Consider the following 10639-nt stretch of genomic DNA (forward strand, 5'->3'; position numbering starts at 1 on the left):
GCCGCGGACGGGTTGATATAGGGAGAGGGCCTGACCCCATATCGTTGGGGCCAGGCCCGATTTTGCCTCTTGACAATATCCTGCTCATATTAAAAGGAACGTCCCTAACTGCCGGCTAGAGGGCACCGAAGAGAATGGCGTAGGTAGTGGATTCGCCGAGCTTGAGCTCGTCGCCGGGATTGAGTTGGGCGGAACGGCCGGGCTCGACCTGAATGCAGACGCGCGTGGCCCCGTTTACCACCACGGTTCCGTTGGTGGACGACAAGTCCTCGACGTGCCAGATATTTTGAGCATCGCACCAGATATGGGCATGGCGGGCCGAGACATCGTCGCCGGCGTCGGTAATATCGCCCTCACCAGTGGCCAGCGCGCCAATCTCAACACCCTGCTCACTCGGCTGAATCCAGCGCGGGGCGCTCACCACGTAGCCGTTTTGCACGCACAGCAGTCCCAGCGGATGCGCCGGCGCGACCTCGTGCTCGCCCGCGACCGAAGATGTGCTCAGCGAGCGCGGCGTCGACGTGTCGCCGCCACGGGTCGCATGAGCGCGGCGGCTCGCCCGACTTGGAACTAAGGCGGGCGTGAGAGCAAACGGCATAGGGAACGAATCTTGCGGATGTACTCCTCGACGTCAGGCAGGTAAGCCCCACGAAGTCACCGGGGAGGCCCAAGCGGCCCGGCACCACTTCCAGATTCTGACCAGGGCGAGTCGTTCGCCGGTGGCTGAAGGCTCGCTCCCACCCAAAAGGGGAGATTCGCGTTGTTCCCCAATCGCTCTCGCATCTTTCATTTTGCTCGAGGTGGGCTATAAAAACTTTCCTGGTGAAAGGCAGCGATTGGTTTCCTTTCTTTCTAGAGGAGCGCGCCTGTAATCTGTTTTCATCCTAAATCAAGTTAAGATCGGACCTTCCAGAGGCAACTCGACTCAAACTGCGAGGCTCCATGTTGGAATAAAGAGCGCTGTCGAAGTGCCAACAACACAAAGCTTGCCAGTCTCAAATAGAACCTTTTGGGAGTCCGATTGGGCCGCACACCGAATCCCCGCTGGTGGTTTTTTATAGCTGCGCAACAATAAACAAGGTTAGTGCCAGTCCAGCATGAAATTGAGGAACGTATGCATTTTTTCTCAGTAAGTGATCGTCGTTACTGCTTCGATGAGGTCACTCGCAATTGCTTTCAGGTTGACCAAGCATCAGAAGATGCGCTTCGCATATTTGAAGCATCGGGAAGAACGGTCAACTCGAAGTTGCTAACAAAGTCACTTGCTGCGAAAGGCTACGACCAAACGACCATAGCAGAACTTGAAGACGACATTGATGAGTATCAACGATTGTCTGAGCGGACTTTCTTAACAAAAGACACGCCTCGAAAACTTAGATCCATCGAACTCCACGTTTCACATGCATGCAACCTTGGTTGTAGTTACTGTTTTGCCGGTAAAGGAGATTATGGAACGTCTCCTCTGCTGATGACAGACGAGATAGCCTTCAAGGCGGTCGACTACCTCGTCGCAAGTTCATCGGAAAACGAAACGCTTGCGATCGTCTTTTTTGGTGGGGAACCCATGATTAACGAGCCGCTGATATGGAAAACGGTCGACTATTCAAAAAGAATATACCCCAATAGAAACTTTACCTATTCTATTACGACCAACGGAACGCTTTTGAGTGACACTGCTGTGAATTCTTTCAAGGAGCACGGGTTTTCTGTTCTGATTAGTCTCGATGGTACAGGATGCAAGCACGATGCATCGCGCCCGTACAAGACGGGAGGCGGCTCTTTCTCCGATATCGACAAAAACGTTCGTCGTTTTTCCGAGTCGTTCCCCTTCGGCGCAAGAGCGACCTTAACAAATAATAACTGTAACCTTGTTGAAGACTATCTTCAGTTTAAAGAGATGGGCTTCAGAAGGATTTACTTCTCGCCCGTGAGCTCATTCGATGAGAATATCAAACTCGACGAACACTCATTAAACAAAATCAGGGCGGGCCTAATAGATTTGGCGGATCAATATCTCAAACAGATTGATCAAGGGGAAAAGCCCTTGTTTAGAACATTGAAAACTGCAGTTGATTTGATTATGGGCAACAGGATCGCCTTTGTCGGATGCGGGGCTGGCAGGCGTTTTATTTCCGTGACTCCCGAAGGGGACGTATACCCCTGTCACAGGTTTGTCGGGATGATGCGATTCAAAATGGGCAACATCGTCACCGGAATTGACGAAACTAGGTATATTGAAAACTGGAGTCAGGGTGTCGAAAAAAGAATTGACTGTACGGACTGTTGGGCTCGGTCTTTCTGTGGTGGGGGCTGTAGCTGGGAGGCTGCAGACGAGCACGGCTACTTGCCCAAGAGTCTACACCCTGCATCATGTGAATATAGAAAAATGTGCTACGAGATGGCTTTTGACCTTATTTCCCGCCACTCATCTTCGCAGGAGAAAAATCAACGAGAAGCTACTGTATCGGAATAAGCGGTTCAGCGCATTGCTGTCACCATTGTGGAGGTGTTCGTTCTTCTGATTACCGTCTGCGAAGCTTATTGCTGCGTTCGCCGAAACCATTCTAGAAATATGGTGAACTAGACATCTTGGTTTGTTATACACAATATTGAGGTTTTTCTGCACTCAAAGGGAGGTAGTCGTGAAGCATATTCATCCGATTAATCCAGGAAGTGGCGACGAGGCAGGCGTGAAGCCGATGTCTTTTGACTGCCTCTTGGGCATTACTGACATCTGTACTGTTTATGATAAAGCAGATGGCTGTGGTGCATACGATTACTGCGACTATGACATGGATGGCGGCAGCATCTGCGTTGTAGATCACTGTGGCATTGATCAAACGTAGTCTCTAATTGGATTAAGGTGAGGAGCTGTTATGAAGCATATCCATCCTGTTGGTTCAAATGAACATCCTCCCGTTGAGCCTTGTTGTCTTGGAGTTGATATATGCAATTTTTACGACATCGCCGAGTGCCCTGTTGCGGATTGGTGCTATGTCGATAAAGAATCAAGCTGTGTTTTGCCAGCAGATTGGTGCGATCCAGTTGACGAGTAGTTTTGTGGCTAGGAACTATTTGGTCCAATTCAGAATAAGATGGGAACAAATACCAAAATCTCGTGTCTGGGAGGAGTTATGCCATTATTGCAAGGTCTCGTTGGATTAGCCTTTATACTTGCGTTATATCTGGCACCTTTTTTAATTCTATTCTTCATTATCCGACTCTTTCTTCGGAGAAAATAGGAGTGTCACGCAAACATTAGCGTAGCTTTCTTCCAATATGAGCCGAGCATTGGCAAGTGGAATAAGAAGCCCGACCGTTCGCCACATGAAAGTGATCGGACGGGCTTCTCTATTTAACCCGGGCCGCCACCCATAGCGGCTTTCCAAGCGTATTCTCAGTGCAAAGCAATCGTCAGTTTAATCCTATGCGCTGATACCGCATTTCATTTGTTCGGCTCGAATTCTACGGCCTGGCAACCCTCGCACTCTCCGGCAAATGGATTGAACGCGAAGGCAGAGATGATGTGTGCGTGGACATCGAGGCTGCTGTAGGCAACATACTGGGACATGGACCCCCGCTGCGCGTGGTACGCGGCCCGGCATATTCATTGCCGTCCAACCCCGTGTAGTTGCAGCAAAGGGTGGAACCTCAATGCTCAGCTCATGTTGTCCGTGGGACACGAGAATCGTAAGTACACTTTGGTGCGATTCTCACGCTGATACTGAGCCACCTGGAATAAGATACGTCGCGACAACACTTCGCTTCACCTCTGTCTCGACAAGATGACGTAGACTAAAGTTTCCTTCAGTAAGAGAACGAGAACTATATCTGAAAGCGTTGCGATGGCGTGAAGGCACCGAGTCCGAACCGCCTGAATGCTACGTGCATCTGCATCGCCTTTTTGTTATCTCTGCCAGTTGGGTAGCACTACACTTGTCATCATTTACCCTGGTACATGCTGCCTAAATCCACTACCCCTTCTACCGCGCCGACCATCTCGTCATCGTGAGAGACAACGATGATCAGCTGGCTTTGCTTGTTGCGCTTAACATAGGCCGCAAGCTCGGCGCGGCTTACAGCGTCTAACCCAGTCGTGGGCTCGTCGAGTACCAAAACTGACGACTTGCGTGAAATCGCCGACCATAAGTACACTCGGCGCAGCTCACCGCCCGAAAGCGCGGAGCAACGTTTCCCGAGCAACTCCTTCACGCTGTTTTCCAGCGAAAGTAGGCCATCTACACCCCGGTGATAGGAAGAAAAGGGCGTGTCGAAATACTCTAACAGCTCTTTCACCGTTTCGTCCGGCGCGAAGCACGACTGTGGGCAGCACGATATCTCTCTCGCACGTATGTAATCCAAGTCGCATTCTTCGATTGGCACGCCGTTGTATTTTACTTTGCCTTTCGATGAGTATAGCCCGAGCATCAAGTAAAGAAGTGACGTCTTGCCTCTTCCGTTTTCCCCAACTATGCAATATGTTCCAGGACCGGAAAACTTGAAAGAAAACCCGCCGAGGACCTCTCGGACAGATCCGTCTGGAAGGGCAACCGAGAATTCCAAATCAGATACCGAAATGTCATTTATTTCATCGAGTTTAGCTAAATCGGTCCGATTCCACCCCGATCTCTCCTTTTCTCTCGTCGCGATAGCCGTCCTATCCCATGATGCTTTGGCATCTTGATAGGATTTGAACAATGACATCATACTTTTCAAAGTCTTAAAGAGAACCGCGAAGTATGTACCGATGATAGTGTACTCGCCTATTGACATAGTTCCGTTAATGATTCGTACTCCGGAAACAACAAGTATCACCGCTTGAAACAACGCTGCGAAAAGACCATCGAGCGATGTCAGAGAATATGATAGCTTTCCGGAGCGCAAAACTTTGGGAAAATAGCTCTTAAACCCAGCGTCGAGCGCTTGTTCGCTCTTGCCGTACGAAGATGTCAGTTGAATGTTGAGAATCTGATTAAGCTGCGATGCAATTGCGGCGTAAAAGGCGCTGTCCGCCTCTTTCTTCTCATACGTGACCCTATACAAAAGTTTCCTCAACCCAGTAATTACACAGAAATACACGATGAGGAGAATGATGGAAAACACCGCGAGAGTTGAATCAATTGACCATATGATAAGCAATACGATGGGAATGGCTACAATGGACAGCGGCGCACTGATAAAATTCGCCAAAACGAAGGATGAGACCACGCTGGAGTCGGAAATAATCCGTTGCGTTGTATAGGCTGGATCGATGGTCCGACTCACCAAGTAATCGTCTCTTTCAAAACGCAAGACGGCCTCCCTGAGAAGATCAAAGGAAAGTCTCGTGGTTATGCGAATGGAAAGTGTTCCTGCAAAATAAGTAAAGAGGGTGGAGAAAACTCCTATTGACGCAACCAGGAGCGCGAAGAGTACGGCGTCTCTTTCGCTGCGGTTACCGAGAAGAAAATCTAAGAATTTCCCGTTCACGTATGGCATGGCATAGGAGAGAGCGGTTCCAATCACCGTGATAGCAATGAAGACGAAAGCCCCTTTTGCTCTGATGAACCTCGAGAGAACGCATCGAATCAAGGAAGGCCCCAATCTACCCGCCACAAAACATCAATCACTGATACCTTACACCTCAACACAACAGGAGCGAAGATTTGCCAATGAGACTGCTTTAAGATTGCCTTGGGCCAATACGATCTCAAGCTCTTCCTACAAGAGAGTCGGAATCGGACATCTCCTCCGACGAACCTGGCAATCGGGCGGTTGAAATATCTTTTTCAACCGCCCGATTGCCACAATAGATTTGAGCATCCGCCCACAAACGTCCGCGTTTTATACCCATCAAATCCTTTGCCTTTTGTCGTCTAGACTAGAAAAATCGCTCGAAATAACGCAACCGGCCTGCTCGCTTGAAGAAACCTAAGCCCGTAACGTAGATGTGCAAACTTCCGAAACGCCTTGCGCGGCATAGTGCGTATAAACTTCGTCAACCGCCTCAGAAATATCTGAGTATCGCGCCGGGTCAAAAGCATACGATGTCGCAGCTATACCCTGCACCCATTCGGAACGCGGATTAATTGAATAGCCACACAGCATCATCATACATGCATCTAGACCTGATTTCCCAAGTATCCGACGTATTGATGAGAGCATCGCGGGTCGCCCCTGCACCATCGTCGTCACCCCTATTAGCAGTATTTACCGTTTTTCTCTAAATGCGTATCGCCACCCTTAAGAATACGAAGTGTTTTATCCAGACCCGATTGTCCTCCATCTCAAACGAAGGGATAAGGAATCTCATCCGGAATCGGCAGTAACGGAGGATTCACAACGACAAGCGAAAAACATGAGTCATCTCTCAGAGGGGAGTAAAGGCTCCCCTCAAGCACCCTAGTTTCGTCATCCAAAGAGTTGATGGCAGTGTTTTTCTTACAAAGGTCGACAACAAAAGGGTTGATTTCTACAGATGTTACATCCATGCCACAGTTGGTAAGTATCAGGCCCTGTATTCTGGGGCCAGAACACAAATCGAGAGCCTTCCGTGCGCTCTGCGGTGTAAGGCGCCAATCTCAGCAAATCTGTCCCACAATACTGCGCTGAAGAACAAGACGGAACCCCTGAGCCAAACTCCCCTATACCTTATTAAGGCTAAGACAGGCAAGTTCACGCACCCGGCATATTCCAGAATAACATCCTATTGTTTTAGATGCTCTACAAGCATGAACAGCCGCGAATCGGAAAGATCTTCTAGTTTCGCCCCGACTGACCGCCAAGGGCCAAAATGGCCTCTCCATCCCCAGGCGACCGGCTCTGGCGCGCCGAGGAGTGTCCCCAAGTGCCGGCAGAAAAGGAACGTCCCTAACTGCCGGCTAGAGGGCGCCGAGCAGGATGGCATAGGTAGTGGATTCGCCGAGCTTGAGCTCGTCGCCGGGATTGAGTTGGGCGGAACGGCCGGGCTCGACCTGAATGCAGACGCGCGTGGCCCCGTTTACCACCACGGTTCCGTTGGTGGACGACAAGTCCTCGACGTGCCAGATATTTTGAGCATCGCACCAGATATGGGCATGGCGGGCCGAGACATCGTCGCCGACGTCGGTAATATCGCCCTCACCAGTGGCCAGCGCGCCAATCTCAACACCCTGCTCACTCGGCTGAATCCAGCGCGGGGCGCTCACGACAAAACTGTTTTGTACGCGCAGCAAGCCCAAGGGGTGCGCCGGGGCGGGTTCGCGTTCGCCCGCGGTCAGCGACATGCCAAGCGAACGCGGCGTGGAAGTGCCTCCGCCACAGGTCGCGTGCGCGTAGTCGATGGCATAGTTCACCGAGGACCGCACATCCGCCGAACAGCCGACGGCGATAAACAGCACCAGCACGGCCTCGGCGCGCTCGGCAGGCATGAGTTCCGCCGCCTGGGACAGGCGATCGAGCGCGTTGCGATAGAGATTCGTGTCCTGGTGGCACTCTTCGAGCGCGCGCACCATCGGTTCACCTGCAGGACCGCACACCATATTGATCACAGCCGTGGAGTCCATGGGATTGCGCTGGCGCAGGGCCAGTTGTGACATAATACGCGCAGCCGAGGTACCGTATTCGGCAAAGTAGCGCTGCTGAAGCGTGCCGACCGGCGCGCGAACGATAAAGCGGGAAACCCAAGAGCGATCGGCGGCTCGGCTCTGCGGGCTGCGGCCGTCGGCGAGCGGACGGGACGAAAGCACCAGGCCGCACAGCTCGATATGGCTCAGATGCGCCGCGCGCTTAAAGATGTCAAACATGGCCCCGCATGGGGTGAGCTCAACTTGAGATGCCATGACCTAGGCCTCCTTGGTCGTAGAAATAGAATCGGACGATACTTCAACAGATCCGTCAAAAGTACGGGCAGCTGCGGCTCCACCGGCAAGCGGAGTCGCCATCTGGGCTTTTGTGCGTCGCGGTGCCGAAACGGGAAGTTCAAAGGCAAAGCCCATCGCAAGCAAAAACCACGTAAGCGTATAGGTTGCAACCAGAGCGGCAACAAGGCCGCCCATCACGGCGCGTTGGGAAAATACGCTACATGCAGCCACAACCAGCACCGGAACCTCGCAGGCAGAAAGCGCAAGCACGCCCTGCAGGAAGCCCGAGCGCCGATCGCGCGCAAGTGCCCCCGCGGCAACGCCGGCTATGCCTGGCAGCGCCAACGCCAGTGCGGCAATAATACCCGGTAGCGACCCAGACCACACGAGCGATCCCAAAGTCGCCGTAACGCGAGCGCCCGACGCCAGCAGCGCGGCCGAAACCACGACCACAGCCCAAACCACGCCACAGACGACCGTCGCGCCGACCATCAGCGCGCGACGAACCGCGCGGCCAGACGCATCCATGGGGCACGGCGTGAGCGGCTCGCCGCGGAGCGAACGGCCGACATTTTGCGCATAGTGGTCACAAAACGCTGAGAGCGCCGCCTCGACCGCCGCCGGCTCGGGACGATCTTTTTGATGGCTGGACAGACAGGCCATCACCACGTCGAACAGCTGGGCATCGACAAACGCCAGCGCATCGCGTAGCTCTTCGGAATCCGGCTCAAGCCCTAGCTGCTGGGCCTGCTCGGCCGCGGCGAGCGCCACATCGGGCTCACGACGAAGCAGCTGAGTCAAATCACAACCGGGCGCATGGGCACCAATGGGATAGTCGGGCCGCGTGTCCATCTTGAGACGGTAGGGGCTCGCGATGTCGCGCGTCTTTTTGCGCGAACCCGAGGTGCCCGAAGTGCTCGGCGCGGCTTCGTATGGCGCGACGCCGGCAATGAGCTCGTAAACCGTGCTTGCCGCGGCATAGACGTCGATCGCCGGCGACATACGCAAAGCGCGCAGATCGGGAATATCGTCGGTGAGCATCTCGGGCGGGGCATAGGCAACCGTCGCGCGACGCAGCGTGGCATAACGCTCGGTAAAGGATGCCTTGCCGCCGGTACCGGCCACGGCCGACGCAGGCTCAAGCGCCAGCGACGAGCCAAAGTCGATCAGGCACAGGTCAAAGGTGCCCTCGGCAAGCTGCCGGTCAAGCGGTAGACGCGCCGTGCGCACCATAATATTAGCGGGCGAGATATCGCGATGGACAAAGCCCTCACCCACCAGGCTCATACGGCAGAGCAGATCGAACAGGTCGCGACCCAGACGCGCCGCCACAAGCGGCGACAGGCGTCCGGCATCGTCCACGGCGAGTCGCGAACGCAAGCGGGCAAGCGTCTCGCCCTCGACCCATTCCATGACAATTGCAGGCACACCGTCGACCTCGCCCCAGCCATAGAGGCGGGGAAAGCCCTTAAGGCCCGAAAGGGCGCGATGGCATTCGTATTCCTCGCGAAACGCCGCCTTGAACTTGGCGACCAGCGCCTCGTGAGCGGCATCGTCGTCAAACTCATCGCGCGTCGGCAAGATGAGCTGCTTGAGTGCCACGGCCTCGCCTTGGGCGTTGACGGCACGTGTCACGCGGCCGATACCGCCACGGCGCATGGTGGCATCGTCGGCAAACAGCATCGTAAAACGACGCAGATAGGCAGGCAGTTCGTCCTGACCGAGCGCAATGGCCGGCTCAAACCCGTCGACACGCGCCAGGCGCAGGCCGACCATGGGATCGCGACCGAGCGATTGTGGTGTGGTGGATGCAAGATCGGTCATCATAGGGCAAGCGCCGCCACGTTATTGTTGAAGTTACCGAGCGCGACGTCATCATCGCCGTAATGGCCGACCCATTGACATAGGTTGGTGTAACAGCCCCACAGATTGGCATACTGCTGATACCACTTTGACCGGGGCGAGAATGTCTGACGACCGAACTCAGCTCGAATAACAAACATCTCCCCGACCAGGCTGTCGCACGGTCTGGGATCTCCCGTAGAGTTATAGGTCGAGACCACGTCATTGGCACGAGAAACATAGCCGTCGAGCATGTTGTACTTGGTCACAAGCCAACTGTGAATGCTCTCTTCTTCAGCAGCGGAAAGGCCACCGGAGTTTGCATCGTTGTCAGTGTTGCCGCCCGTCGAGCCGCCGTTTCCAGACCCTCCGGTAGAGGAACCCGGCCCAGAGCCGCCGCCCGAACTCGATGAATCCGAGCCGGAGCCAGATGTATCCGAGCTACCGGGCTTTCCGGACTGCTGGGCGTCCTGCTCCTTCTGCTGCTCGACCTTATTCACCGTTGCCGCCACGCTATTGTTGGACAACCGATCGATGATCTTGGTGTTGGTGAGCACGATGGTTTTGCCATTGGCAAGCGTAACTTCGTTGTCCGGGGCCTCAGCGCCATCCGCATCGTCGGTGCCAAACACAATATGCGCGACCACACTTGCCCAAGCATATCCAGTCGTGGTACCCAGATCACTTTTGACCTCATGCCCCACGCGCGGCTCGCGTGCGGCATGCGCCTGCATCATGGACGGCACGGTCATGCCATAGGCAGAAACGCCAGCTATGACCAGCACCAGCGAGCACGACAGCAGTGCGTACGCCCGCGGTGCCAAGCCCAGTCGGCGTCGCATGCGCACCGCGGCGCCGCGCTTTATCTGAGTGCCACCGGGCCGCATGCGTTCTCCTCCAATCAAAACCACCCCTAAAAGGGGTGGTTTGCTCTTAGGGTATAACCCTTGGATTTCCGGCACGCGTCTAAAGGCGCC

General features: G+C 54.3%; 8 protein-coding genes and 1 pseudogene. 3 read left to right on the top strand and 6 right to left on the bottom strand.

The features are described 5' to 3' along the window. Positions 1 to 115: 115 nt before the first annotated feature. A complete protein-coding gene (locus I2H19_RS09335; RefSeq protein WP_195622495.1) occupies positions 116 to 598 on the bottom strand; it encodes an FHA domain-containing protein in 483 nt (160 codons plus the stop codon). Positions 599 to 1114: 516 nt separating this feature from the next. On the opposite strand from I2H19_RS09335, the gene I2H19_RS09340 reads away from it, so the two are divergent. The 3 genes from I2H19_RS09340 (at position 1115) to I2H19_RS09350 (ending at position 3056) form a co-directional block, all read left to right on the top strand. Beyond that, the gene (locus tag I2H19_RS09340; protein ID WP_195622496.1) at positions 1115 to 2473 is read left to right on the top strand and encodes a radical SAM/SPASM domain-containing protein; all 1359 of its coding nucleotides are present in this window, start codon (positions 1115 to 1117) and stop codon (positions 2471 to 2473) included. A gap of 169 nt (positions 2474 to 2642) precedes the next feature. Beyond that, positions 2643 to 2846: a hypothetical protein gene (locus I2H19_RS09345; protein ID WP_124785779.1), complete on the top strand. Its 204-nt coding sequence runs from the start codon at positions 2643 to 2645 to the stop codon at positions 2844 to 2846. Positions 2847 to 2876: 30 nt separating this feature from the next. After that, positions 2877 to 3056, top strand: a complete 180-nt coding sequence (locus I2H19_RS09350; protein WP_147324165.1) for a hypothetical protein — start codon at positions 2877 to 2879, stop codon at positions 3054 to 3056. 886 nt (positions 3057 to 3942) lie between these two features. On the opposite strand, the gene I2H19_RS09355 is transcribed toward I2H19_RS09350, so the two are convergent. From I2H19_RS09355 to I2H19_RS09375, 5 genes and pseudogenes are all read right to left on the bottom strand, one after another. Beyond that, positions 3943 to 5571: an ATP-binding cassette domain-containing protein gene (locus tag I2H19_RS09355; RefSeq protein WP_117564924.1), complete on the bottom strand. Its 1629-nt coding sequence runs from the start codon at positions 5569 to 5571 to the stop codon at positions 3943 to 3945. A gap of 695 nt (positions 5572 to 6266) precedes the next feature. Continuing rightward, positions 6267 to 6533, bottom strand: a pseudogene (locus tag I2H19_RS10130) (methyltransferase); the annotation flags it as partial. Between the two features lie 327 nt (positions 6534 to 6860). Further along, positions 6861 to 7799, bottom strand: coding sequence for an FHA domain-containing protein (locus I2H19_RS09365; protein WP_195622497.1), 939 nt, complete (start codon positions 7797 to 7799; stop codon positions 6861 to 6863). A 3-nt stretch (positions 7800 to 7802) separates the two neighbouring features. Next, on the bottom strand, positions 7803 to 9647 hold the full coding sequence (locus I2H19_RS09370) for a serine/threonine protein kinase (RefSeq protein ID WP_195622498.1): 1845 nt from the start codon (positions 9645 to 9647) through the stop codon (positions 7803 to 7805). Next, positions 9644 to 10549 (bottom strand): hypothetical protein, encoded by a 906-nt coding sequence (locus I2H19_RS09375; RefSeq protein WP_195622499.1) that lies wholly within the window; start codon positions 10547 to 10549, stop codon positions 9644 to 9646. The genes I2H19_RS09370 and I2H19_RS09375 overlap by 4 nt, the downstream gene beginning before the upstream one ends. Positions 10550 to 10639 lie beyond the last annotated feature (90 nt).

The sequence above is a fragment of the Collinsella aerofaciens genome, from assembly GCF_015560135.1.
Classification (GTDB): domain Bacteria; phylum Actinomycetota; class Coriobacteriia; order Coriobacteriales; family Coriobacteriaceae; genus Collinsella; species Collinsella aerofaciens_AN.

Coding starts and splice junctions, on each gene's coding strand:
- I2H19_RS09335 (WP_195622495.1), bottom strand. CDS start 598: ATGCCGTTTGCTCTCACGCCCGCCTTAGTTCCAAGTCGGGCGAGCCGC.
- I2H19_RS09340 (WP_195622496.1), top strand. CDS start 1,115: ATGCATTTTTTCTCAGTAAGTGATCGTCGTTACTGCTTCGATGAGGTC.
- I2H19_RS09350 (WP_147324165.1), top strand. CDS start 2,877: ATGAAGCATATCCATCCTGTTGGTTCAAATGAACATCCTCCCGTTGAG.
- I2H19_RS09365 (WP_195622497.1), bottom strand. CDS start 7,799: ATGGCATCTCAAGTTGAGCTCACCCCATGCGGGGCCATGTTTGACATC.
- I2H19_RS09370 (WP_195622498.1), bottom strand. CDS start 9,647: ATGATGACCGATCTTGCATCCACCACACCACAATCGCTCGGTCGCGAT.
- I2H19_RS09375 (WP_195622499.1), bottom strand. CDS start 10,549: ATGCGGCCCGGTGGCACTCAGATAAAGCGCGGCGCCGCGGTGCGCATG.